Consider the following 24,647-nt stretch of genomic DNA (forward strand, 5'->3'; position numbering starts at 1 on the left):
AATTATTGGTATCTTTGGTAAAAATTAAAATTATGGCACGTAATACATCAATATTATTAGGAGACTATTTTGAAAACTTTATTAATGAACAAATATCTACAGGGAAATATAGTTCAGTAAGTGAAGTTGTTAGAACTGCTTTAAGAGTTTTTGAGCAAGAAGAAACTAAAGCAAAATCTCTAATCAACGAACTAAAAATTGGTGAAAAAAGTAGTAAAATCAGAAATTTTGACCGTAATAAAAATCTTGAAATGCTAAAAGCTAATTTTCAAAAATAATGCCAAAGTATATAATTAGTGAAAAGGCATTAGAAGATATTAACAACATTTGGATTTATACGGCGGAAAATTGGTCTGTTGAACAAGCAGATCGATATTATAACTTAATCATTGACGAAATTGAATATATCGTCGATAATTTAGATATGGCTCGTGACTTTGGAAAAATTAGAAAATCATATAGATACTCAAAAGTAAAATCACACTTAATTTTCTTTAAAAAAGACAAAGCAAATGAAATTGAAGTGGTTAGAATTTTACACGAAAGAATGGATATTGAAAACCGATTAGCGGAATAAATAAAAAAGCTACTGCTAACACTTGCTAATAGTGATTTGGGCAATTGGCTTAATTTGAAAATGATTTTGTATTTGGGATGTTTAGGTGAATCCGAAAATAAGGCTTAATTTAACCCCAAACCACTAGTAGCAAGGGAAAGTTATGCACAAGCTACATCTATCGTAAAGAAGAACATTTTCATAATATTGCTCAAAAAATGATTAACTGATATGTATAAAAAATTCTCTGATGAAGATTTGAAGGAAGCTTACTCAACAATGATGGATTATTCAGGAAAAGCTAATTCAGAACTTCTAACTGAAATTGAAAGCAGAGGGGGTTTGGAAAAATTTTTGAGACAAATTGAGATTCAGAAGATTAATCAAACAGAAATAGGAAGAATAACAAAAGAGATACGTTTGTTGAATAGTAACGGACTAGATAAAAATGCAATTAAAGATTCATTGCAGTCAGACATTTTATCTAAAGACGAACTAGATTATTTAATTGAGCAGAAATTAGTCGAACATCAAGCCATTATAGCTGATAGAACAATTACTTCTAAAACTATTTTCAGAAGTATTTTGGGGATGATTCTAGGAAGTATATTAGGCAGTATATTCTTAATTTTGGCTATTTCCTTTATTGGAAGACTAGTTTTTTTTCCATTAGTTGGCGTCTATATAATCTGTTATTTTACAATTAAATTTTTAACAAAGCAATCTAGGAATAATGCAGTCGTTTTTATTGCTAGCTTTCTAAGTACAGTAATCTCAGCTTTTCTTGCAATTGGGATTACATCAATATTATCAAAATAGAATACGGCTTATAACAGCTACTACAACGGATTTGGGCAATTGGCTTAATGGGAAAATGGTTTTGTATTTGGAATGATTTGGTAAATCCGAAGAATGGGCTTACTTTAGTCCCAAACCCGCTGTAGTACCAGAACTTTGTGTGCAAGCTTAAAAAATGCATAATCCTGAAATAGGTTGACAAAAAATCAACAACTATTTATAGGACAATATGAAAGAAAAGAAACTCCCCTGTCAAAAAAAATCCGTTGGATTTGACTTAAAATTAAAAATCATTGAAGAAATTTGCAACGGACAAATTTCAGTCAATCACGCGTCGGTAAAATACCAAGTTGGACGTAATGCAATTTATTATTGGTTGCAAAAATTTGCTACCTTAGAGCAAAAACAAAAGGGAATGTCAAATAAAGACGAAATTAAAAAGCTCAAAGAGAAGATCGAAGAACTCGAATTCATTAAAGACTTTCAACAAATGATAATCGCTGAAGCCGAGATTGAAACTGGTAACGATTACGCAAAAAAGTCGCTACCCGAATCATTAGCCAAAGAAGTGGAACTAAAGAAAAAAGCCATTTTAAAATCAAATGGATCTGCCAATGCTTCGGGATTTCTAGACAAGCCTTCTACCAAAAAATGAATCTGTGTAAAAAACAAAAAACTGATAATGAGAAACTCGTAAAAATGGTTATTGATAAAAGAGGGGAAATCAATCAAGCAACTGGAGGTCGCAAGTTATACCAACTTCTAAAAGATGAAATGATACAGGAGAATATCAAAATGGGGCGTGATAATTTCTTCGATTTTCTAAGAGCTCACTCCCTACTAGTGCCTAAACAACGTACCTTTACTAGAACCACAAACTCTAATCATCTCTTCAGAAAATTTAAAAATTTGGTGCAAAACAAAGTGCCAAATCAACCTGAAGAACTTTGGGTTAGTGATATCACCTATTTAAGATTGAATGGAAAAAATGCCTATTTAGCATTAGTAACCGACGCCTACTCCAAACAAATAAAGGGATTTTATATAGCTACAAATATGAAAGCTTCCTTATCAATAGAAGCTTTAAAAATGGCTTTAAAAAATAGAAAATACCCTCAAAGAAAACTAATACATCATTCTGACAGAGGATTCCATTACTGTTGGCCAGAATACGTAAAATTGCTTCAAGACAATGAAATTCTTATTAGTATGACTGAAAAATATGATCCATATGAAAATGCAATTGCAGAACGCTTGAATAAAACTATGAAATATGAATTTGAGCTCAATCAAACTATCCCAAACAAAACATTAGCACAAAAGATGGTAATGCAGAATCCTGAAGAAAGTATACAAGCCTCAATAGACACTAATGTAAAAAACATGATGCTGGTGCACTGGGCTGGTTTTGCTTTGGCCCAACATACTTGGAGTGAACCGGTAGAACGTTTTATCCTAGAAGCTACCAGTAAAAACCTTAAGTATTGTTTACCACAAATGGGGGAATTATTCGGTTCTAATCATTCGGTAACAGATGCCTGGTGGATAAACCAAATCTAAACTGGAGAACAAATTCTAAATAAGAAATATAACACATCACACAAATGAAAACATCATTATTATCCATTATTCTAATTATCTTCCTCAACTCAGCCCACGCTCAAGTCAATCCTGAAATTACCAAAATCGGAGTTCCAATAGAGATGATTTTTCCGGAAGGAAAATCCAAAGCCTTAATTTTGAGCTACGATGATGGACGCTCTGAAGACAGAAGATTGGTAAAACTAATGAACAAATATGGACTAATAGGAACTTTTCATATCAATTCAAATAAACTGGGCCTTACTAATTACCTCAACAAAGCTGAAATAAAAGAACTTTTTGGTGGTCATGAAGTTTCGGTTCATTCAGCAAATCATCCTAATTTAACCGTTTTGTCCAAAATTGATATCGTTTATGAAATTGCCGAAGACAGAAAAGAATTGGAACGATTGGTCAACTATCCCGTTAGAGGAATGGCCTATCCATTTGGCAATTATAATGACTTTTTAATTGAGACTATCAAAGGATTGGGCATTGAGTATGCCAGAACGGTTTATGATTCATATAACTTTGACATCCCCAAAGATTTTCTTCAATGGAGACCAACTATGCACCAATTTGGCAAAGCATATACAGAACCTAATAACCCAGAAAATGACAGGAGAGAATTAGAACATTTTTATCAAACCATCAACGAATTTCTTCAAACCAAAAATTTAGCATTAATGGATGTTTGGGGACACAGTTATGAAATTGGAAATGACGAAAAAAAATGGAATGAAACGGAGAAATTCTTCAAAATGGTTTCCAATAATCCCAGCATTTATTACGCAAAGCAAATTGATGTTGTTGACTACATCAATGCTTTTAACAATCTGAAAATTTCTGTAAACAAAAGTATGATTATGAATCCAAGTTCATTGACAGTCTTTTTTAAGAAAGATGGAAAAACCTATTCCGTTTTGCCAGGGAAGACAATCGCTTTATCAAACGAATAATGAAGATTATATTAAAAAGGTAAAGCCCCGAATCATAACAAATTAGGGGCTTTTCATATTTAATAATTGATATTACAATTATTTCAACTGAGAACTATCGACTCTTGTTGGAGTATCTTTTCCGCTAATAATTGATGATGAACTCAAGGCAATTGCTTTAATAATTTCCGCCATGTTAGGGATATCCAATGTTTCAATTTCATCATCCGCAGTGTGATAATTCGGCTCGCTATCCATTTTTGAAGTCGAAATGGTATGTGCCGGAACTCCCAATTTAGCCAAAGTTGCATTGTCTGAACGGTAAAATAATTGCTCCTGCGGATAAGGATCAGGATAAAATTTGAAAGCAGTTCCTGCTAGGTTTCTTTGCAAAATTTCTCCCATATTCGATTTTTCAAACCCCGTAATATAAGCGGAATTCTTTCCCCATTTCGATTCGGTTCCAATCATCTCCAAATTGAACATAGCAATAACTTTATCTGCATTAAGTTGTTTCGAGAAATATTTAGCACCAAAACCTCCCAATTCTTCAGCCACAAATGTGGTAAAAATGATAGTTCGCTCGTTGTTATTTTGTTTTTTAAAATAGTTCGCCAACATAATAACTGCAGTACTTCCTGCAGCGTCATCATTCGCACCATTATAAATGGAATCCGTTGCTGTATGGGGCGCTCCTTCTTCTGGAGAACCTACACCAAGATGATCATAATGTCCCGAAAAAATAACATACTCATCTGGTTTACTTTTCCCCGGTAAAACTCCAACCACATTATTCAGCATTTTTTTGGAGATTGTATTGCTTAGTTCAATTGCGAAAGTAGTCGCCTCTGGAACTCCAAAAACAAATAAAACCGTATTATTTTCTGGATTAGCCTTAATTCTCTCAATATGTTGAATATTCGGTAACACTTTACTGAAAGAAGCATCAACCAGTACCAAATAACTTTTGGTCCCGTTGTAATACTCATTAAATTTTTGACCAAGATTATCTCCTTTGTTGATTTTAACAACGGCTATATCACTTTTCTCCGTTAAAGAAACTTTGGGTTGGTATGAAAATGTAACAACTTTTGAATTATCGATTTCTTTTCCATCAATGATTATTTTCGACGCAGTTGCTTTAGACTCTGTCATAGCAAACTCTTGTCTAAAATTGGCAGCTCCCATAAAGGTTTGCAATCCTGCTTTTTTAAATTCAGATTCTATAAAAGCCGACGCTTTATCAATGCCAGGAGTAAAAGTTCTTCTCCCCTGCATATCATCCGCAGCAAGAACTTTCTCAATTCGCATTACTTCGCTGGAAGTAATAATTTTATCAATCGATTGTCCATGCGCACTAATACACAGACTTAAAACAAATGCGCTTACAATAATTTTTCTCATATTTTATTTTTACAAATACAGGTTAGTAAAACCAAAAGTAGTTTTTTATTTGTAAAAAAGAGTAATGATTTGGGTGTTTTCACCTGAATTCAATTCTGATTTTGAAGCAGAAAGATTTGGCTTTTTTGGAAGCATTGTTCCCGCTATTCGTTTCAATCTTATAAGCCGAACCCCGGCTTATAAGGATTTTCACTGCTATCGGGGCTAAGGATTAGCATTCTACCTTTTTACCAACATTTAAAAAATAAAACGGCAATTATGCTCCAACAAAAGGAGTCAATAAAGCCACAACATCATTATTTTTCAGAATCAGGTTGCTGACTTTATCAATTATTTTTTGATTTACGGCCACACTAAACGGAAATTGCCCCAGTTGATATTTTATTTCCAATTCGGACAATAGTTTACTTAATGGCAAATCCGAAAAATCTATTTTTTCATCACGGCATCTGGTGCGCTCCACTAAACCACCAAAATATTTAATTACAATCATTCGAAAACATTTAAATTTTGTAAAATAAATTCTTCTTCCAAAAATGCATCCGAAAACATTTCCGCTTTCATATACGAAGTTAAAATTGATGCATTTTTAACCACTTCGCCTATTACAATAATCGCCGGTGAAGCAATTTGATTTTCTTCAACTAATGCACTGATATTACTAATTGTTCCTATTACTTTCTTTTGTGACTTTTGGGTTCCGTTTTGAATAATCGCAATCGGTAAATCATCGGTTCTGTTATTTTGGTACAAAGCAACAATCTCCTCCAGTTTATTCATCCCCATCAATATGACAACAGTCGCCGAAGATTGTGAAGCTAAGGCAACATCCTTCGACAATTTATGATCCGAAGTTGTTCCAGTAATTACCCAAAAACTTTCGGCTACTTTTCTTTGTGTCAAACTAATTCCGTTGGAAGCTGGCACACCCAATGCAGATGATATTCCAGGAACAATGGCAGTTTCTATTCCAAATTGCAGCGCAAAATCTATTTCTTCACTTCCTCTTCCAAAAACAAAAGGGTCTCCCCCTTTCAAGCGAACAACATGACCATACTTTTTGGCCATTGACACAATCAAATCGTTAATTTGATCTTGGCTGTACGCATGACATCCAAAACGTTTTCCGACGAATATAATTTCAGCATGTTTGGCATACTGCAATAGCTCTTCATTGACCAAGGCATCATACAAAACAACATCCGCTTCTTCTAATGCTTTTATTGCTTTAAGGGTAATCAACTCAACATCTCCTGGTCCAGCCCCTACAATTGTTAACTTTGGCTTATTTGCTTGTATCATGATTTAAGGTATAAATGTTTTACTTTTGAAAAACTAAGTATTAATACTTATACAAATGTAAGTATTTAAAAAATTGACAAAACAAAATTTACTTATTATTTTCTCAAAAAAAAACACTTTTGACTATTAGACAAAAAAAAGCCCAAAACTTGAGATTTTGGGCAAATTATTATTCTTAAACTAATTATTCAATAGGCAAAACAAGAGTAGCTGTTATCGCTTCCAAAACCTGAAAAGCGGTTTCGGCCATTTTGTTTCCCTTAGTATCCAAAAGCGGATTTACCTCAACAACCTCAATGCAAACCACTTTCTTCGACTGAATAATTTGATTGACAATGTCAATAATCTCATATTGATCAAATCCTCTTGAAACAGGAGTTCCTGTACCAAACGAGATCAAATCACAATCCATGGAATCTACATCAAATGAAATATACAATACGTCACAGTGTGCTAGTTTAGCCAATGCTTCGTCAACACAAATTTCCGATCCTCTATAACGAACCTCATCTACTTTATAGTTTCGAATATGCAGTTTTTCGATTTGCTTATCTTCTGCTTCTTCGGTATCCCGAACACCAAAATAGACTAAATTTTCAGCCAATACTTTAGGTCCATCAATACCTATATTTTTCATTTCATTCCAATGCTCTTGGGTATCCTTAGCAACGTCATTGACCTGACAGTCTAAATTATCATCCCCAAGTACAGCAGCTAATGGCATTCCATGAATATTCCCAGATGGAGTTGTGTATGGCGAATGCAAATCGGCATGTGCATCAATCCATATAACACCAACTGTTTGCTTGGGATAAGCCGCTTTTATACCGCTAATGGTTCCCAAAGCAGAAGAATGATCTCCCGATAAAACTATTGGGAAATAATTATTTGCTAAGCTATTTTTTACCGCATTATTAACACGAGTACATTGTTCAACAACATGTTCTATTCTTTTGGCAACAGAACTGCGGTATTTATCATATATGGATTCGTTATGCGTTTTTACATCTTCAAATTCATATTCGTTAAAATACTCACTGTTCTTATTTATGGCTGCTATTTCTATAGCATCGATCCCCATATCAGAACCGCGAGTTCCCGCCCCAATATCAGATCGGTTTTTAATGATTTTTATAACTTTTTGCATCAAATAAAAATTGTTTAATAGTTACTAAGAACCTAAGTCACGAAGAAGCTTAGAATCTCCGAAACTTAGAGTCTTACCTAAAATCATTTAACGCTTTTTCAATAATGAAAAGACATTCCTGAATTTGAGCTTCAGTAATTACCAATGGTGGTGCGAAACGTATTTTATTACCATGAGTTGGTTTTGCCAACAATCCGTAATCTCTAAAGCGAAGACAGATATCCCAAGCCAAATCTGAATCTTCCCCACTGTTAATCACAATGGCATTCAATAATCCTTTTCCACGAACCAATTCGATTAAAGGATTTCTTTCTGCAATTTCATTAAGGCCTTTTCTCAAAATGATTCCTAATTTTTCTGCATTTTCAGATAAATTTTCTTCACGCACTACCTCAAGAGCTGCAATGGCAACTGCAGCCGCAATAGGGTTTCCACCAAAAGTCGATCCGTGCTGACCTGGTTTGATAACATTCATGATTCCATTATTGGCCAAAACTGCCGATACTGGATAAACTCCTCCCGAAATAGCTTTCCCCAAAATCAAGATATCAGGTTGCACATTCTCATGATGTACCGCCAATAATCTACCTGTTCTGGCAATACCCGTTTGAACTTCATCTGCAATAAACAAAACATTATGTGCTTCACAAAGTGCTTTGGCTTTCGCCAAATAACCTTCACTAGGAACATAAACTCCGGCTTCACCTTGAATAGGTTCTACCAAAAATCCAGCTATATTTTTTGATGATTTCAAAGCATTTTCCAAGGCTTCTGTATCATCATAAGGGATTTTTATAAATCCTTCAGTGAAAGGACCGAAGCTTTTTCGAGCTCCTTCATCATTTGAAAAAGAAATAATTGTAGTTGTTCTTCCGTGAAAGTTATTCTCACATACAATAATTTGTGCTTGATTTTCAGAAATTCCCTTTACTTCATACGCCCATTTTCTACACAATTTCAAAGCTGTTTCCACAGCTTCTGCACCGGTATTCATTGGTAACACTTTATCGAAACCAAAATAATTGGTCACATATTCTTCATAAACCCCTAATTGATCATTATAAAATGCACGCGAAGTCAATGTCAATCGTTGTGCTTGTTCAATCATCGCTCCAACAATTTTTGGATGACAGTGTCCTTGGTTCACCGCCGAATAAGCCGATAAGAAATCAAAATATTTTTTCCCGTCAACATCCCATACATAAACACCTTCACCTTTCTCTAAAACAACTGGTAATGGATGGTAATTATGAGCTCCATATTTATTTTCTTTTTCTATTAAAACTTCCGATTTGGAAGAAAGTTCTTGCGTTGTATGTGCCATGATTTTTTATTTTTTTAATTTTCAAAAACAAAAGTAATTAAAATTTTTATTTTTTAATAAAAAAAACTTATTTTTGACTTAAAAATATTATTTTAAATGAATAATTATTTTATTTAAATAAAAATTAAGTCATATTTTTAATTTAACATTTAAGCAGGTTTTCATCAAAAAATATAAACAAAAAAATAATTACTTTTATAACGCTAAAAAAAGTGATTTTAACTTTAAAAAAACATAAAAATGGATATATTAGATGAATTTGACATCAATATTATAAAAGAATTAGAAAAGGATGGAAGAATGGCCTTTTCGGCAATTGCAACCAATTTAAAAATATCAAATACGATGGTACACCAACGTATCAACCGTTTATTGGAAAACGGAATCATAACCGGAATCAAGCCTACTTTAGACGAAAAAAAAATAGGCTACGATTGGGGAGCTTTCACAGGAATTACATTAAAAAAAGACCATGACTCAGCAAGAGTTATAGATGAATTAAAAAAAATACCGGAAATCACTGAGTGCTATTTTATAACAGGTTCATATACCCTTTACATAAAAATGATCGCCAAAGATCATGAGCATATGAGAAAACTGCTTTACGAACAAATTGACAACATACCCGGAATTGCAAAAACCGATTCATTAATCGAATTGGGCTGCGCTTTTAAACGAAACATAAGTTTGTAAATAGCCTATGTATTAAAACATATAAGTCATATAAGTTAATTATTTAAAAAAAGTTAAGCAAAGTCAAAAGTTCATTTAAGATTAACTACATAACTTCAAAAAAAATGTTTAACTTATTTGCACTTTTTATCAACTTGACAGGCTTTTTAAAAAAGACTTAGATGACTCATATGGTTAAAATAAATACTGTTTATCTTAGAATATAGCGTTCATTTTCAAGTTTTAAACTTAAAAATATGCAAAACTTCAAATACATAATTACCATATTCTGGTTAATCGTATTTAGCTTCAACAATGCCTCTACAGCCCAAAAGCTAGATAGTAAAGAAATCAATCGGCTTCAAAAATTGGCTCAACAAGTCACTATAATCAGAGATAACTGGGGAATTGCACATGTTTACGGAAAAACGGATGCCGATGCTGTTTTTGGAATGCTATATGCACAATGCGAAGACGATTTCAAGAGAGTTGAAATGAATTATATAGACAAACTAGGACGCCTTGCCGAAATAAAAGGCAAAGCCTTTTTGTACAATGATTTGGAAACTCGTTTATTGATAAATGAAAATGAAGCCAAAGCTGATTACAAAAATGTAACTCCTTGGTTGAAAAAATTATTAAATAGTTATGCTGACGGCATCAACTATTATTTATACAAACACCCAGAAGTTAAACCATTAATGTTATCACATTTTGAACCCTGGTATCCTTTACTTTGGACAGACGGCAGTATTGGAGCAATAAACACAGCCGATTTATCAAACTCAGAATTAAAATCTTTTTACGGAAGTGATGACAAATTTGCTTATGTCGAAAAAGTAAAAGACATGCAAACCGGTTCTAATGGTTTTGCAATTGCGCCTTCAAAAACAGCCAATGGAAATGCTATTTTGTACATTAATCCTCATACCACTTTTTACTTTAGACCCGAAATACAGATAAACAGCGAAGAAGGCTTGAATGCCTATGGAGCGGTAACTTGGGGACAATTTTTCATCTATCAGGGATTTAATGAAAACTGCGGTTGGATGCACACATCTTCCAATGTTGATGTGGCAGACCTGTACGCCGAAAAAATAGTTACCAAAAACAAAAAACTATTTTACGAATACGATCAAAAATTATTTCCGGTTATCGAAAAAACCGTTACTGTCAGTTATTTGGAAAACAGCAAATTAATACCCAGGACATTCAAAACCTATTTCACAAATAACGGTCCTGTTATGGCCAAAAGGGACGATAAGTGGATCAGCCTAAAATCCAATAATCGCTCGATGAAAAGTTTGGAACAAAGTTGGTTGCGAATAAAATCCAAAAACTTTGATGACTATAAAAAAGTAATGGAATTGAAAGCCAACACTTCCAACAACACAGTATATGCAGACAATAAAGGGAATATTGCCTATTGGCATGGCAATTTTATTCCTATTCGTGATAAAAACTTAAACTGGGCAAAAGTTGTAGACGGAACTACTTCGACAACCCAATGGAAAGGCTTGCACAATCCATCCGAAACGGTGCATCTCTTCAATCCACAAAACGGTTGGCTGCAAAACTGCAATTCGACTCCTTACAGTGTTGCTGGAATTAATAGCCCAAAAAAAGAAAATTATTTGCCCTACATGGCTCCCGATGGGGAGAACTTTAGAGCAGTAAATGCAATTCGCCTATTAAGTAAAGGCACTAATTACACATTGGATAAAGTAATTGCTGATGGATATGACACAAAAATTTCCATTTTTGAAGTATTAATTCCTGCCTTGGTTTCCAGTTTTGAAAAAAACATACAGGCCGAAAATCCTCTTTATAATGAATTAATAGGCCCCATTACAGTACTAAAAAAATGGGACTATTATGCCAATGAAAGTTCTGTAGCCACAACTTTAGCAAATGAATGGGGATATAAATTGAATCCTACTATTCAAAAATCATATATAGACCAAGGTAAAATGGATCAAGTTGAAAATACCATCCAATTTGCAAAAACAGCAACTGCAGAGCAACTTATCCCTCAATTACAAAGTGTAGTATCCGAGCTAAAAACAAAATTTGGCACTTGGCAAATCCCATGGGGAGATCTCAACAGATTTCAACGCTTTTCGGGCGACATCAATCTGAGCTATAATGATGCATTTGAAAGTTTACCAATAGGAAATAGTGCCGCTATTTGGGGATGCTTACCCGCTTATAAAAGTAGCTATCAAATTGGAACTAAAAAAAGATATGGCTACAGTGGAAACAGTTTTGTTTGTGCAGTTGAATTTGGACCAAAAATAAAAGCCAAATCACTTTTAGCTGGAGGAAATAATGGCGATCCAAAATCGAAACATTTTATGGACCAAGCCAAAATGTATCAAAAAGGCCAATTCAAAGACGTTTTATTTTATAAAGAAGATATTGTAAAAAATGCCGAACGCACTTACCATCCAGGAGAATAATAAATAAAAGACAGTAAAGACACTTATGAAAAACCTTCAAAGAAGTAACTTTTGAGGTTTTTTTTATATCATTATTATTCAGATATTTGTAAAAAATAAAGCCATGAAATGAGCATAACACTAAATTGGTAATAAACACTAATAAAGAAATGCGAATTACATGTGACCGATAAAAACAATAAATATCTAAATATGAAAAACTTAAAATTTATAATTTTCGGAATGGTATTATTTGGTGGTCAAACATTTGCACAATTAAAACCAGTTCAATACAAAGATGGAACACAAATCCTCAATGGTTTTAAAATTGCTCCTGTAAACAAGAGCACTCAAAAACCAGGAGTTTTAATCTTGCCGGCTTGGCGAGGTATTGATAAACTCTCCAAAGACACTGCCGACAAACTTTCAAAAATGGGATATTATGCCTTTATAGCTGATATTTATGGCGAAGGAAATTATCCTAAAGACAATAACGAAGCAGGGAAAATTGCAGGTTCTTATAAAAAAGATTTTGGAGCCTATCAAAAAAGAATTTCTTTAGCCTTACAACAATTAATTAAAGCTGGAGCAAATCCTGACAACATTGCAGTTATTGGTTATTGCTTCGGAGGAACTGGAGCACTCGAAGCTGCTCGCGGGCATCTCAATGTAAAAGGAGTAGTTTCCTTTCATGGTGGTTTAGGCAAAGACGATTTACGACCTACAGAACCTATTACATCAAAAATTTTAGTATGCCATGGAGCCGATGATCCTTATGAATCTACTGAAGAAATTTTAGCTTTTCAAAAAGAAATGCGAGACACAAAAGCCGACTGGCAAATGATTTATTATGCCAATGCAGTTCATTCCTTTACCAATCCAGAATCCGGAAATGATAATTCAAAAGGTGCAGCCTATAATGAAAAAGCCGCTAAACGATCTTTCGAGCATTTCAAATTATTCTTAAACGAAGTATTAAAAAAAAATAATTAATTACCACGATCTCTAAATGAAAAAAGCCTTAGCCCTTTTAGTGTTTATTACAACACTTTCCAGTTTTGCTCAAAATAATACTGTCAACAACGATGACCCAACGAAATTTATGAATTCAATAACGGCAGAGAAACTAAAAACCAGACTCTACATTGTTGCTTCTGACGAAATGGAAGGCCGTGACACCGGATCCAAAGGCCAAAAAAAGGCTGGAAAATACCTTATAGACCAATACAAAAAAAGTAAAATATCATACCCAAAAGGAACTACTAGTTATTACCAACCAATTCCTGCTGCCTACCTAAATGCCAAACGTAATGAAAACTTGCCAGATTCTGAGAACATCTGGGCGTATATTGAAGGTTCTGAGAAACCAGACGAAGTTCTAGTTATTTCAGCGCATTATGATCACGTAGGTATAAAAAATGGTGAGGTTTATAACGGTGCAGATGATGATGGCTCTGGTACTGTTGCCGTTCTCCAAATTGCTGAAGCTTTTCAAAAAGCTAAAAAAGCGGGTCATGGACCTAAACGCTCCATATTATTCCTTCATGTAACTGGTGAAGAACATGGTTTACACGGCTCTCGTTTCTATTCTGAAAACCCATTATTTCCTACAGCCAATACGGTAGCCGACATCAATATTGATATGATAGGCCGTCGCGATGTAGAACATACCAATACCAACAAATATGTATATGTAATTGGTGCTAATAGACTATCTACCGATTTACATAATATTACCGTTGCGCAAAACGACAAATACACGCATTTAGACTTGGATTTCAAATTCAACGACCCAAAGGACCCAAATCATTTCTACGAGCGTTCTGACCATTATAATTTTGCCAAAAACGGAATTCCAGCAGTATTCCTATTCAACGGAGTTCATGCCGATTATCACCAAAAATCAGATGAGCCTAACAAAATAGAATATGATGCTTTAGCAAAAAGAGCGCAACTGGCTTTTGTAATTGCTTGGGATTTGGCCAACAGACCTGAACGAATTGTGGTTGATAAAGCAATTCAATAAACATCCGTTTAAGAGGGAGCTTCGAAAAAATTTGAAGCTCTTTTTTTTAACGACCTCTTTTTTTTTTATAGATTATACTTAACCAAAACAAAGTCAATAAATTTGGTGTTCTCTGGTAGGATATGTAAATTAGCCCCAAAGAATATGTTACTCAAAATAAAACAGAATAATAATAAAACGAAAATTACTCAGCCAATTACAATAAAAAACAGTAGCACTAACAATCGTAGCTCCAAATAATGATAGAAAAACGTAATTCAATTTTGGCTTCAGACAACTATATATTCGAACACTTTTTCGAACTATCAGCTGATTTATTATGCATAGCAGGATTTGATGGTTTTTTCAAAAAAGTAAATCCAGCAGTTACCGAATTATTAGGTTACACCAAAGAAGAATTATTCTCAAACCCTATAAATGAGTTCGTTTATACTGAAGACCGGGATTACACTGCTAAAGTTCGAAAAGAATTACTCAATAATAAACCGTTGTTGAATTTTGAAAATCGATATATAACAAAAAAGGGGGAGATCGTATGGCTCTCTTGGACATCAATGCCAATAGCCGATGAAAAATTAGTGTATGCGATTGCTAAAAACATCACTCACAACAAAAAAATGGAAGAAGAACGAAATCTACTTCTCTCTAATTTTACAAAAGTCAATAACGACATTAAGCGGTTAAGTTACACAAGCTCACATGATTTAAGAGCTCCTGTAAATAATTTGCTTTCAATCTTCAGTCTTTTGGATGTTTCAAAAATTGATGATGCTGAAACATTGCAATTTATTGAAATGCTTAAACTAACAACCGAAAATTTAAAACAGGCTTTAAACGATTATTTAGACATTTTAATTCTTGAAAACAATGTAACCGAGCAGGTGGAAGAATTGAACTTAAATGATTCATTAAATACAGTAATGCGTTCCATAAATTCTTTGATACAAAATTCAAAGGCCACTATACAAATTGATTTTTCTGAAGTTGAAAAAATAGATTTTAATAAATCCTACTTAGAAAGCATATTTCTAAATTTAATAACCAATTCCATAAAATATGCAAAACCTGGAAATTATCCGAGTATTTCTATTCATTCTAAAAAAATAAATGGATTTGATCAATTGATTTTTTCGGACATGGGAATTGGCTTCGATATGGGAATTGTAAAAGATAAAATATTTGGTTTGCACCAAAAATTTCACAACCATATTGACAGCAAAGGAATTGGTCTTTATTTAGTCAACAACCATGTTACCAGTTTAGGCGGTAAAATTGAAGTCGAGAGTAAAATTAACGAAGGAACAACCTTCACTATTTCCTTTAAAAAAGAATCTACAAAATAACCCAATATCATTATCTCAAAAATTCATCATACTAAAAAAAGCTTCAAATTCCTTCGAAGCTTTTTTAGTAAAATTATAATTGATTATAAATCTTCTTTAACATCAGCATTGGGAGCATTCTTCTTAACGGATTCGATTCCGTTATCACGTGCTGCAATAGATTCATACATTTCGCTAGTACCGATAATTTGACCGTTACTAGCTTTAAGATTAAAATAAGGATTTCCGTTTTTGGCTTCCAATTTCTCAAATCTTTCATTCTCTTGAGAATTCTTTCTCACAGACTCGATTCCGTTTTCACAGCCTGCTTTGGACGAATAACCTTCACTTGCGAGAATAATTTGCCCATTACCTGCTTTTAACACAAATTGAAATTCATCATTTTTTCTTTTGCTAACTAAAAATGTTCCCATAGATTTTTATTGAATTGATTAATTATTAGCAATTTAATAAAAATTTATTTCCTAAGAAAACTTAATCCCACAAAAAAAGCCTCGAATTTCTTCGAGGCTTTTGCTTTTTGGGTGGATGACCGGGTTCGAACCGGCGACCCTCGGCACCACAAACCGATGCTCTAACCAGCTGAGCTACAACCACCATTTGCTCTTAGCGGTTGCAAATATAGAACAAATGTTTACTTCTACAAACAAAAAATTAAAAAAAATTCAACATTTTTACTTCAAATCTCCTAAACTATTGACTGCCAAATACCTTTCAACAGTAAAACCTTCGGCATGTTCTACCCCAGTTAGCCTTCCTAAATCCCTAGAACGGTAATTCAGGCTTTCCAAGAAGTTTTTACTCGATATGGGCGACTCCGGCTCTTTGGAATTAGGATCATAAAATTGAGAACCGTAAGCCAAAATACTTTTGATTTTAGTATCAGTAAACCCAGTAATATCAATAACAAAATCAGGTTCTATGTTTTTCCATTGTATGTAATGATACACTACTTTCGGTCTCCACGGTTTTTGAATTTCACCATCAAGAACCGTTTCAATTTTCAGTAACCCTGATAAAAAACATGCATCCGAAACCAATTTACTCCCTTTCCCATGATCGATATGTCTATCCTCTATCGCATTGCACAACACAATCTCAGGTTGGTATTTCCGGATCATTTTTATGACCTCCAATTGGTGCTTTTCATCATTGACAAAAAAACCGTCACGCATATTTAGATTCTCCCGAACAGAAACCCCTAATATCTTTGCAGCGTCATTCGCTTCCTGATCCCGAATCTCGGCTGAACCACGAGTACCCAGTTCGCCTCTAGTTAAATCAACAATCCCCACGGTTTTACCCAAAGAAATCTCTTTTAAGATAGTTCCGGAACAACCCAATTCTACATCGTCTGGATGTGCACCAAATGCTAGTATATCTAATTTCATTTATTTTCTGTTTTCTGTTTCCTAAACTCTATTTCTATATTCTAAATCTCTTCTCTACAATACCTTTTTCATCGTCATGGACTTGTTGACGCTTTCCATCCATTCATTTTCCGGTATACTGTCTTTGGTAATGCCACATCCCATATACAAATGCGCTTGCGAACCACGGATTTGCATACATCGCAAATTGACAAATAAAGCCGAACTAACCGAATCTAAAGCAAAACTCGTATTCAATTCACCCAAAAATCCAGTATAGAAAGTACGATCGTAATTTTCATTTTTCAAAATAAAGGCTTTCGCAACTTCTTTTGGCAATCCGCAAACTGCTGGAGTTGGATGCAATAGATAAGCGACTTGCTTCAAACTGAAACCTTCATTTAAAACACCCCAAACATCGGTTTTTAAGTGCCAAACACTCCCCGCTTTTACACTGTAAGGTTCCGTAACCGACACCTCCAACGCCACCTCTTTCAATTGATCCACAATATAATCTGTAACGTATTGCTGCTCTTCTCTTTCTTTCTTCTCCCACACAATTTCCTCCGAACCATAATCTTTTTGTGTTCCAGCCAAGGCCATTGTTTCAAACACATTGACATTGGCTTTTACCAATTGCTCTGGTGTAGCACCCATCCAAATTCCAACTTTGGGATGACAAAAACAATACACAAAAGCAGTAGGGTATAATTGCACCATTTTTTTGAATGTGGCAACCAAATCAAAATTGTCCAGTTCGATTATTTCTTTACGGGAAAGAACTACCTTTTTTAATTCTTGATTTTCTATGGATTGAATTCCCTTAGCAACTATGCTTTCAAAATTATTTTTCTCTGATACATTCGAAAGTTCCTGTTTTGTTCCTGAAATCTCAATTTCTTCCCTTTCCCAAATAACACCAAGTGTTTCCGATTGCTTTTCGGGAATTAAATGAATGCAATTTCCATCAAAAGAAGCAAATACAAATCCTTTCTCCGTAAAATCAATAACATCAAACAACGTATCATTGTGCTGAAACATCCCGATTATTGTATCCGAATTGGGCTTGCAATACAAAACAAAAGGAAGTTTTTGCTTTTGTTGCTGCATTACTTTTTCAAAAAAAACGCTCATATTACTTAATTTCTTTCGTCAAAACCATATTCGTCAATTTGCACAGCGAAATTAAATTCCCTTGTTCATCTGTAATTTTAATTTCCCAGAGATGCAAACTTCTCCCTTTGTGAATAATACGGGCGGTACCAATAACAAAGCCTTCACGAATACTTTTTAGATGATTGGCCGAAATTTCGATGCCACGTACTTCCTGATTTTTATCATTAATAAAAAAATGAGAAGCGGCGCTCCCAACACTTTCTGCCAAAGCCACCGAGGCTCCTCCATGCAACAATCCCATAGGCTGATGAACTGAGGAATTAACTGGCATTTTGGCCACCAGAAATCCCTCCCCAGCATCTATAAACTCGATTTTCAGTGTTTCCATCAACGTGTTCTTGGAAAATTCGTTGCAATATTCGAGCATTTTATGTTTATCTATTACCATATCTTAATTTTAAAGATTGTAAAAATACGCTAAATTGATAATTCAAAAAAGAAATAAATAGAATGCTAAAGAAACTAAAAATCTAATTTATTGCTATTTTTACAAAAAATAAAACGAAATGCGTCGCATCACCTTACTACTATTGGCCGGAATACTACTTTCATTATGCGCTTGCCGTTCTGATTTTGAAACTGTACCCAGCACAGGTGATTTAAGTTTTTCAAAAGACACCGTCTATTTGGACACGGTCTTTACCAATTTAAGTTCAAGTACCTATACTTTAAAAGTGTACAACCATTCCAAAAACGATATCAATATACCTCTTATCAAATTCGCCAAAGGTTTCAATTCAAAATACCGCATGAGTGTTGATGGCTCCCAAGGAAATCAAGGTAAAATGTTCGAAAATATAACTTTATTAGCCAAAGACAGTCTGTATATTTTTATAGAAACAACCGTAGAAAGCGACAACACTACTCCTACTGAGTTTCTATACACTGATCAAATTGAATTTGACGGTGGCGCTAATCTTCAAAAAGTTGAGTTAGTAACGTTGATACAAGATGCCATTTTATTATACCCTAACCGAAATGCTGACGGAACCATAGAAACACTTCCTATCGGAAATGAAAAAATAAAGGGCTTTTATTTGGATAAAAATGATCCCATTCATGGCAACGAACTTCTTTTTACCAATAAAAAGGCTTATGTAATTTATGGATATGCAACCGTTCCCGAAGGAGAAACTGTCACTTTTGAATCAGGTTCAAGAGTTTATTTCCACGCCGATTCTGGTCTTATCGTACCCAAAAATTCTTCGATACATATTAATGGGACAACCTCGACCTCCGATAAACTGGAAAACGAAGTTATTTTCAGCAGTGATCGTCAGCAACCCGACTTTAATTATATTCCGGGACAATGGGGGACGATATGGTTACAAAATGGGAGCACCAATAATGCCATTCAAAATCTCACACTAAAAAATGCTACAATTGGGCTATTCATCGAAGGCAATAATGGCACAACAGCATCCATAAAAAACACCCAGATTTACAATTGCACTCATTACGGAATTCAAGCCAAAAACGCATTAATTGAAGGACAGAACATCATTATCAACTATACAGGACAAGCCAGTTTAGCCTGTACTTATGGAGGAAATTACAAGTTTACACATTGTACCTTCAACAACGATTGGTCGAGTCCAGAACAGGTAGCTTTATACATTAGCAATTATTCAGTTGGTGCCACTCCAGAAGTCAAAGCTCTTAGTGAAGCGACATTCAACAATTGTATCATTTATGGTTCCTATTCGAACGAAATGCTTTTGGATAAGAAAACAGGAGCCGCTTTCGAATACCAATTCAACAATTGCTTGATTAAGTTCAGCAATACCAAAAATGCCGACTATCAATTTGATACTGATCCAATACATTACAATGCTATTATCCTCAACAAGGATCCTAAATTCTTTAATCCAAATATCAATAATTTCAATATCGACGACACGTCTTCCGCTTTTGCAAAAGGGAATTCAGTATATTTAATTCCACTTGATATACTAGGAATTACCCGAACATTACCGCCGGATTTAGGAGCTTATCAAAGCAAGCCGTTTCCTAAATAAAGTATTTAATATAATCATTAACTCATTTGAATTAATCATTACTACAATAAATCGTCTAACAATTCGAATATTTTTTCTTTTTTCAAAGGTTTAGTAATATAACTATCAAAACCTAATGATAATATTCGTTCTTCATCCTCTATCGACGCATGTGCAGTTTGAGCAATAATAGACAAATTAGGTTTAATTTTTTTTATGTTTTCAAAAGCCTTAATTCCATCCATTATTGGCATTTCAATATCCATAAAAACTAAATTGATTTCTTGATTTCCATTACATATATCTACGGCTTCCTGTCCATTTTTTGCTCTAAGAATCGTGTAATTTCTTGCATTTAAAATCTTCTTAAATAAAATAAAATTAATATCGTTATCTTCTGCAATCAAAATGATTTCATTTCCTAAACTAACAGGTACATCATTTTTATTTTCGAGCAAAGCTATTGATTTTGGGGCAGCATATTCAAAAGGAAGGGTTACGACAAACATCGTTCCTAATCCAACAACTGAATCCACTATTACAGTGCCCCCCAAAAGCTGGATATAGGCCTTAGAAATTGCCAACCCTAATCCCAGTCCACTTGATTTAGAGGTAGAATTTGAATCAACAGTTCGAAAACGGTCAAAAATATATTGCAAACCTTCTTTGGTTATTCCTTTACCAGAGTCTTTAACGGTAAGTTTAATTGTTTGATCAACTTTACTGATTTCATATCCAAAAGAAACAGTCCCAAAATCAGTAAATTTGATAGCATTACCTATTAAATTTAGCATAATTTGCTTTAATTTAATTTCATCAGTCAAAATCAGCTGGGTCGGTGGACTTGTGCTAGGAATGATATGCAACTCTATTTTTTTATTTCTAGGTATAGTGATAGCAATAGATTCTTGCAACTCTTTAAAGCATTTATCTACATCAACTTCACCAATTTTTGGTGTAACTTGATTGGCATCAATCTTTGACATTTCAATAAGATCCTCAATAATAAAAACTAAATCATGTCCGCTTTTATTAATAATTGTCAAATATTCATCTCTTTCTGCATCGCTTATATTCTGACTTCTTATCAAATCACTAAATCCTACAATAGCATTCATGGGAGTCCTTATTTCATGAGATAAATTAGCCAAAAAAGCAGACTTAAGTTCTCCATTTTCTTCTGCAATGTTTCTCGATAAGATTAATTGTTCTTTTTGTCGAATATTAATTTGAAAAAGTTTACTGATATATCGAAACTCACCCCCATATTTCTTTAATTTATTGATTGCATTTCTATCTCCATTCTCAAGAAAAGAAGTCACTATTTTTAATGGATCAAAAAACCATTTATTCAATAAATAACCTAAAAAAACAACACTAAGCACTGACAAAAGTAATACGATTAAAAGGCTTTTAAGTCCCAAAGAAAAATTCAAATCAAAATCTCTCTCAAAAAATAGTTTCGCAATGTCTTTATTATTAGTATCTTTTATATTAATTTCAACCCTAATCGATTTAGAACTAATATCCGGTAAACTCGCATTATCAGTTAATAATTGGGTTTTAGAATGTGTCAAATTACCAATATAATCAACATATCCTTGATCTAAAATTCGAACCAAAAACAGATAGCCTAAAGGCGCTTTTTCTTTTGCAGGATCATTTGAAGCATTCAAAATAGTACCAAAAACTTCGAAAATACCATCTTCATTTTTTACATAATAGCGAATATGTTTATTGATATAAAGTTCCGAAAATTTTTTTTCAGGAACAAAATCAATTATTCTAATTCTCTTTTTCCCATAAAAAATCAATTTCTTATCTAAATTATACGCGCCTACAAAAACCCTATTGTATTCTAATAGTTTAGTCATTTTACTATCGAAATACTTTGTGTTTTTGGTATTGACTGCATCAACCAATTCATCTGAATTAGAAAGAATGCTGATTAAATCTGTTAGATTTTTTGAGTTTTGCTGAAAAATAGTTTCTGTTTCTTTTTTAAAATTATTCGAAGTGATTTCATAAACCTTATCTGTATTATCATTTAAATAAAAATCAAGAACATAAGAAAAAAGTAGAGCAAATAAAATCGTTATGCCTAACAAAATTAAAAATCTCCAATATGCATTTACTGTTTTTTTAAGATTCATGATGAGAGATTGAGAAATGACTAAAAAGAAAGGGAATACATTATAAATTAAACAAATAACAAATGATGACAAAATTCACCATAAGTTCATCGAAAGTGCGGCGCTAAAAATAGTAAAAAATATATTCAGTATTCATTTATCAATTCCTAAAAAATAAAATATATAAACAATTCTGTTACAATACTTAAATGTATTTAAAACACTTAAAAATAAATAGTCGCAATACATAACTGGAATCTCCAAATAACTCTAGAAAGAAGGGTGAGCTCCTGAAAATATAAGAAAAAACATAATTTTATCACATTCTCTTAACCTTTAAAAATACTAAAAAATATAAATTTGCTTGAATTTAAAATTACAAACCTGATTTAGACTCTAATTTAACCCAAACTACAAAGCCTTAATCTTTTAAATTATGAAAAAAATTTACTCCTTATTATTTTTAATGTCCTTTACAATTGGAATAGGACAAATTCCGAGTGGCTATTATGGCTCAGCAACAGGTTCGGGATATACTCTGAAAACGCAACTTTACAATATCATAAAAGGTCATGCCGATAATGGTTATGCTGGTTTATACACAACCTATCAATCTTCCGATATCGATAATTTTTATGAAAATGACGGAACTATATTAGATATGTATTCCGAAAAACCATCAGGAACGGATCCCTATAACTATAGTTCGGGATCAACTCAAAGATGCGGCACCTATACTACCGAAGGGGATTGCTACAACAAGAGAGCATATCATACCGCAATCCGTATTTAATTCGGCTACTCCAATGGTCTCAGATGCTCATTTTATAACACCAACAGATGGAAAAGTAAATGGACAACGTTCCAACTATCCACACGGTACCGTAGGGACTGCAACATGGACATCCTTAAATGGAAGTAAACTAGGTTCAAGTTCGGTATCGGGATATGCAGGAACCGTTTTTGAACCGATAAATGAGTTCAAGGGAGACATTGCCAGAATGTATTTCTATTTTGCAACACGTTATGAAAATACAGTAGCCACTTACTCCTATCCGATGTTTGATGGTTCAAGCAGCAAAGCGTTTACCACTGCTTTTTTAAATATGTTATTGACTTGGAGCGCTCAAGATCCAGTAAGTGCAAGAGAAATTACTAGAAATAATGCCATTTACGCAAAACAAAATAACAGAAATCCTTATATTGATCATCCGGAATATGTTCAAGCCATTTGGGGTTCAACTTCTTCAGATACACAAGCGCCAACTGCACCAACAAATCTAGCGGTAACAACCAAAACCTCTACATCAGTTTCATTAAGCTGGACGGCTTCTACAGATAATATCGCGGTGAGCGGATACGATATTTATATGAATTCAGTTTTGAAAACGACAGTAACTACATTAACAACAACCATTTCAGGATTAACAGCCACAACAGCTTATACATTTTATATAAAGGCGAAAGATACCGCAGGAAATACATCAGGATCCAGCACTACAGTATCTGCAACAACAAACAGCGGTGGAGGAACTGCCACAGAGGTTCTTTTCTCTGAATATATAGAAGGCTCATCCAATAATAAAGCCTTAGAAATTGCAAATAATACTGGAGCATCAGTTAATTTATCAACTTACACCGTTAAAAAACAAACCAATGGCGCAGGTGCTTGGAGTACCGGTTTGACTTTATCCGGAACATTGAATAGTGGCAGCAAATTTACCATTGTTAACAGTTCGATTGCTTCAACTTGTTACCCAACAAGTTCAGCTAATATTTCTACAACTGCTACCGAATTGACGTTTAATGGAAACGATGCAGTGGGTTTATTCAAAAATGGAGTACTTATTGATATTATTGGAACTTTCAATGGCGGAACCGCAAACTTCGCTGCCGATGTAACTTTGAGAAGAAAATCTACCATCACGTCGCCGAGCACTATATTTAATCTAACGGCCCAATGGGATTCTTTTACAACTGATACCTGTAATAATCTTGGAAGTAAAATAAGTACAAAAACAGTAAGAGAAGAAATCGTTGCAGAAACCGATGACTTTTTTCTGTATCCAAATCCTTCATTTAGTGAATTTACAGTTTATTATAACAATTCCAACAAAACATATGCTATCGAAATAGTTTCTATGCTAGGCCAAACGGTATTTCTCAAAGAAAATATTAAGCAATCTTCGGTACCAATAACTAATCTTCCAAAAGGAATTTATTTGGTTAAAATAACTGATGATTCAAAATCCATCAATAAAAAGATAATAATCAACTAATTAAAAGTTTAATACTATTAAAAAAAGCGACAATTATGCTACCGTCTGGACACAACTTTTTTTATCTTTGAGATAAAAAAATGCAGACAAGACATTTTGAAGATTTAAAAGACAAGCGATTGTTGAATAGAGGAAATTCTATTCTCAATCGCTTGTTTGCTAAG

At 33.7% G+C, this 24,647-nt stretch carries 24 protein-coding genes and 1 tRNA gene; 14 read left to right on the forward strand and 11 right to left on the reverse strand.

What is annotated here, in order from left to right; all coding sequences use genetic code 11:
• The first annotated feature begins 32 nt into the window (after positions 1–32).
• From KZH69_RS18400 to KZH69_RS18425, 6 genes are all read left to right on the forward strand, one after another.
• Positions 33–278 carry a type II toxin-antitoxin system ParD family antitoxin gene (locus KZH69_RS18400; protein ID WP_219318942.1) on the forward strand — a complete coding sequence of 82 codons (246 nt, stop codon included), beginning with the start codon at positions 33–35 and terminating at the stop codon, positions 276–278.
• Entirely contained in the window at positions 278–577 is a 300-nt protein-coding gene (locus KZH69_RS18405; RefSeq protein ID WP_219318943.1) for a type II toxin-antitoxin system RelE/ParE family toxin, read from the forward strand. Before KZH69_RS18400 ends, KZH69_RS18405 begins: the two co-directional genes overlap by 1 nt.
• Positions 578–787: 210 nt before the next feature.
• Complete coding sequence (locus KZH69_RS18410; protein WP_219318944.1) at positions 788–1,375, forward strand: hypothetical protein; 588 nt, start codon at positions 788–790, stop codon at positions 1,373–1,375.
• Between the two features lie 208 nt (positions 1,376–1,583).
• Positions 1,584–2,009, forward strand: coding sequence for an IS630 transposase-related protein (locus tag KZH69_RS18415; RefSeq protein ID WP_219318945.1), 426 nt, complete (start codon positions 1,584–1,586; stop codon positions 2,007–2,009).
• Complete coding sequence (locus tag KZH69_RS18420) at positions 1,979–2,914, forward strand: IS3 family transposase (RefSeq protein ID WP_369410686.1); 936 nt, start codon at positions 1,979–1,981, stop codon at positions 2,912–2,914. The genes KZH69_RS18415 and KZH69_RS18420 overlap by 31 nt, the downstream gene beginning before the upstream one ends.
• Positions 2,915–2,958: 44 nt before the next feature.
• Complete coding sequence (locus tag KZH69_RS18425) at positions 2,959–3,894, forward strand: polysaccharide deacetylase family protein (RefSeq protein WP_219318946.1); 936 nt, start codon at positions 2,959–2,961, stop codon at positions 3,892–3,894.
• Between the two features lie 78 nt (positions 3,895–3,972).
• Here KZH69_RS18425 and KZH69_RS18430 read toward each other — a convergent pair whose 3' ends face one another.
• The 5 genes from KZH69_RS18430 to rocD all read right to left on the reverse strand — a co-directional run bounded on the left by KZH69_RS18430 (position 3,973) and on the right by rocD (position 9,050).
• Positions 3,973–5,277 carry a M20/M25/M40 family metallo-hydrolase gene (locus KZH69_RS18430; protein ID WP_219318947.1) on the reverse strand — a complete coding sequence of 435 codons (1,305 nt, stop codon included), beginning with the start codon at positions 5,275–5,277 and terminating at the stop codon, positions 3,973–3,975.
• Positions 5,278–5,533: 256 nt separating this feature from the next.
• Positions 5,534–5,770: a MoaD/ThiS family protein gene (locus tag KZH69_RS18435; RefSeq protein ID WP_219318948.1), complete on the reverse strand. Its 237-nt coding sequence runs from the start codon at positions 5,768–5,770 to the stop codon at positions 5,534–5,536.
• Positions 5,767–6,579, reverse strand: coding sequence for a uroporphyrinogen-III C-methyltransferase (gene cobA, locus KZH69_RS18440; protein ID WP_219318949.1), 813 nt, complete (start codon positions 6,577–6,579; stop codon positions 5,767–5,769). Before cobA ends, KZH69_RS18435 begins: the two co-directional genes overlap by 4 nt.
• A gap of 184 nt (positions 6,580–6,763) precedes the next feature.
• On the reverse strand, positions 6,764–7,726 hold the full coding sequence (locus KZH69_RS18445) for an arginase (RefSeq protein ID WP_219318950.1): 963 nt from the start codon (positions 7,724–7,726) through the stop codon (positions 6,764–6,766).
• A 73-nt stretch (positions 7,727–7,799) separates the two neighbouring features.
• On the reverse strand, positions 7,800–9,050 hold the full coding sequence (rocD, locus tag KZH69_RS18450; protein ID WP_219318951.1) for an ornithine--oxo-acid transaminase: 1,251 nt from the start codon (positions 9,048–9,050) through the stop codon (positions 7,800–7,802).
• A gap of 240 nt (positions 9,051–9,290) precedes the next feature.
• Between rocD and KZH69_RS18455 the strand changes: the two genes are divergently transcribed.
• From KZH69_RS18455 to KZH69_RS18475, 5 genes are all read left to right on the forward strand, one after another.
• Positions 9,291–9,743: an Lrp/AsnC family transcriptional regulator gene (locus KZH69_RS18455; protein ID WP_219318952.1), complete on the forward strand. Its 453-nt coding sequence runs from the start codon at positions 9,291–9,293 to the stop codon at positions 9,741–9,743.
• 236 nt (positions 9,744–9,979) lie between these two features.
• A complete protein-coding gene (locus tag KZH69_RS18460; protein WP_219318953.1) occupies positions 9,980–12,181 on the forward strand; it encodes a penicillin acylase family protein in 2,202 nt (733 codons plus the stop codon).
• 192 nt (positions 12,182–12,373) lie between these two features.
• On the forward strand, positions 12,374–13,153 hold the full coding sequence (locus tag KZH69_RS18465) for a dienelactone hydrolase family protein (RefSeq protein ID WP_219318954.1): 780 nt from the start codon (positions 12,374–12,376) through the stop codon (positions 13,151–13,153).
• 16 nt (positions 13,154–13,169) lie between these two features.
• Entirely contained in the window at positions 13,170–14,186 is a 1,017-nt protein-coding gene (locus tag KZH69_RS18470) for a M28 family peptidase (protein WP_219318955.1), read from the forward strand.
• Between the two features lie 239 nt (positions 14,187–14,425).
• On the forward strand, positions 14,426–15,529 hold the full coding sequence (locus KZH69_RS18475; RefSeq protein WP_219318956.1) for a PAS domain-containing sensor histidine kinase: 1,104 nt from the start codon (positions 14,426–14,428) through the stop codon (positions 15,527–15,529).
• Between the two features lie 83 nt (positions 15,530–15,612).
• Here KZH69_RS18475 and KZH69_RS18480 read toward each other — a convergent pair whose 3' ends face one another.
• From KZH69_RS18480 to KZH69_RS18500, 5 genes are all read right to left on the reverse strand, one after another.
• Entirely contained in the window at positions 15,613–15,942 is a 330-nt protein-coding gene (locus tag KZH69_RS18480) for a YegP family protein (protein ID WP_219318957.1), read from the reverse strand.
• A gap of 110 nt (positions 15,943–16,052) precedes the next feature.
• Positions 16,053–16,126 (reverse strand) — tRNA-His (locus KZH69_RS18485).
• 77 nt (positions 16,127–16,203) lie between these two features.
• Positions 16,204–16,920 (reverse strand): bacillithiol biosynthesis deacetylase BshB1, encoded by a 717-nt coding sequence (bshB1, locus tag KZH69_RS18490; protein ID WP_219318958.1) that lies wholly within the window; start codon positions 16,918–16,920, stop codon positions 16,204–16,206.
• Positions 16,921–16,974: 54 nt separating this feature from the next.
• Positions 16,975–18,033, reverse strand: coding sequence for a chorismate-binding protein (locus tag KZH69_RS18495; protein WP_219318959.1), 1,059 nt, complete (start codon positions 18,031–18,033; stop codon positions 16,975–16,977).
• Between the two features lies 1 nt (position 18,034).
• The gene (locus tag KZH69_RS18500; RefSeq protein WP_219318960.1) at positions 18,035–18,463 is read right to left on the reverse strand and encodes a PaaI family thioesterase; all 429 of its coding nucleotides are present in this window, start codon (positions 18,461–18,463) and stop codon (positions 18,035–18,037) included.
• Positions 18,464–18,581: 118 nt separating this feature from the next.
• Here KZH69_RS18500 and KZH69_RS18505 point away from each other — a divergent pair, with 118 nt between their 5' ends.
• Entirely contained in the window at positions 18,582–20,093 is a 1,512-nt protein-coding gene (locus KZH69_RS18505; protein WP_219318961.1) for a right-handed parallel beta-helix repeat-containing protein, read from the forward strand.
• 41 nt (positions 20,094–20,134) lie between these two features.
• Here KZH69_RS18505 and KZH69_RS18510 read toward each other — a convergent pair whose 3' ends face one another.
• Positions 20,135–22,225 (reverse strand): response regulator, encoded by a 2,091-nt coding sequence (locus tag KZH69_RS18510; RefSeq protein WP_219318962.1) that lies wholly within the window; start codon positions 22,223–22,225, stop codon positions 20,135–20,137.
• Positions 22,226–22,640: 415 nt separating this feature from the next.
• Between KZH69_RS18510 and KZH69_RS20605 the strand changes: the two genes are divergently transcribed.
• Together KZH69_RS20605 and KZH69_RS18515 are read left to right on the forward strand one after the other, a co-directional pair.
• Positions 22,641–22,997, forward strand: coding sequence for an endonuclease (locus KZH69_RS20605; RefSeq protein WP_255558501.1), 357 nt, complete (start codon positions 22,641–22,643; stop codon positions 22,995–22,997).
• Between the two features lie 13 nt (positions 22,998–23,010).
• Positions 23,011–24,483, forward strand: a complete 1,473-nt coding sequence (locus tag KZH69_RS18515; protein ID WP_255558502.1) for an endonuclease — start codon at positions 23,011–23,013, stop codon at positions 24,481–24,483.
• Positions 24,484–24,647: the final 164 nt, after the last annotated feature.

The sequence above is a fragment of the Flavobacterium taihuense genome (genome assembly GCF_019351435.1).
In the GTDB taxonomy this organism is placed as follows: Bacteria; Bacteroidota; Bacteroidia; order Flavobacteriales; family Flavobacteriaceae; genus Flavobacterium; species Flavobacterium taihuense.

What these genes read in the sequence shown, in the direction of transcription:
- KZH69_RS18410 (WP_219318944.1), top strand. Translation starts at nt 788, where the DNA reads ATGTATAAAAAATTCTCTGATGAAGATTTGAAGGAAGCTTACTCAACA.
- KZH69_RS18460 (WP_219318953.1), top strand. Translation starts at nt 9,980, where the DNA reads ATGCAAAACTTCAAATACATAATTACCATATTCTGGTTAATCGTATTT.
- bshB1 (WP_219318958.1), bottom strand. Translation starts at nt 16,920, where the DNA reads ATGAAATTAGATATACTAGCATTTGGTGCACATCCAGACGATGTAGAA.
- KZH69_RS18510 (WP_219318962.1), bottom strand. Translation starts at nt 22,225, where the DNA reads ATGAATCTTAAAAAAACAGTAAATGCATATTGGAGATTTTTAATTTTG.
- KZH69_RS18400 (WP_219318942.1), top strand. Translation starts at nt 33, where the DNA reads ATGGCACGTAATACATCAATATTATTAGGAGACTATTTTGAAAACTTT.
- KZH69_RS18465 (WP_219318954.1), top strand. Translation starts at nt 12,374, where the DNA reads ATGAAAAACTTAAAATTTATAATTTTCGGAATGGTATTATTTGGTGGT.
- rocD (WP_219318951.1), bottom strand. Translation starts at nt 9,050, where the DNA reads ATGGCACATACAACGCAAGAACTTTCTTCCAAATCGGAAGTTTTAATA.
- cobA (WP_219318949.1), bottom strand. Translation starts at nt 6,579, where the DNA reads ATGATACAAGCAAATAAGCCAAAGTTAACAATTGTAGGGGCTGGACCA.
- KZH69_RS18405 (WP_219318943.1), top strand. Translation starts at nt 278, where the DNA reads ATGCCAAAGTATATAATTAGTGAAAAGGCATTAGAAGATATTAACAAC.
- KZH69_RS18500 (WP_219318960.1), bottom strand. Translation starts at nt 18,463, where the DNA reads ATGGTAATAGATAAACATAAAATGCTCGAATATTGCAACGAATTTTCC.
- KZH69_RS18505 (WP_219318961.1), top strand. Translation starts at nt 18,582, where the DNA reads ATGCGTCGCATCACCTTACTACTATTGGCCGGAATACTACTTTCATTA.
- KZH69_RS18475 (WP_219318956.1), top strand. Translation starts at nt 14,426, where the DNA reads ATGATAGAAAAACGTAATTCAATTTTGGCTTCAGACAACTATATATTC.
- KZH69_RS18430 (WP_219318947.1), bottom strand. Translation starts at nt 5,277, where the DNA reads ATGAGAAAAATTATTGTAAGCGCATTTGTTTTAAGTCTGTGTATTAGT.
- KZH69_RS18480 (WP_219318957.1), bottom strand. Translation starts at nt 15,942, where the DNA reads ATGGGAACATTTTTAGTTAGCAAAAGAAAAAATGATGAATTTCAATTT.
- KZH69_RS18455 (WP_219318952.1), top strand. Translation starts at nt 9,291, where the DNA reads ATGGATATATTAGATGAATTTGACATCAATATTATAAAAGAATTAGAA.
- KZH69_RS18425 (WP_219318946.1), top strand. Translation starts at nt 2,959, where the DNA reads ATGAAAACATCATTATTATCCATTATTCTAATTATCTTCCTCAACTCA.
- KZH69_RS20605 (WP_255558501.1), top strand. Translation starts at nt 22,641, where the DNA reads ATGAAAAAAATTTACTCCTTATTATTTTTAATGTCCTTTACAATTGGA.
- KZH69_RS18495 (WP_219318959.1), bottom strand. Translation starts at nt 18,033, where the DNA reads ATGAGCGTTTTTTTTGAAAAAGTAATGCAGCAACAAAAGCAAAAACTT.
- KZH69_RS18515 (WP_255558502.1), top strand. Translation starts at nt 23,011, where the DNA reads ATGGTCTCAGATGCTCATTTTATAACACCAACAGATGGAAAAGTAAAT.
- KZH69_RS18445 (WP_219318950.1), bottom strand. Translation starts at nt 7,726, where the DNA reads ATGCAAAAAGTTATAAAAATCATTAAAAACCGATCTGATATTGGGGCG.
- KZH69_RS18470 (WP_219318955.1), top strand. Translation starts at nt 13,170, where the DNA reads ATGAAAAAAGCCTTAGCCCTTTTAGTGTTTATTACAACACTTTCCAGT.
- KZH69_RS18435 (WP_219318948.1), bottom strand. Translation starts at nt 5,770, where the DNA reads ATGATTGTAATTAAATATTTTGGTGGTTTAGTGGAGCGCACCAGATGC.
- KZH69_RS18415 (WP_219318945.1), top strand. Translation starts at nt 1,584, where the DNA reads ATGAAAGAAAAGAAACTCCCCTGTCAAAAAAAATCCGTTGGATTTGAC.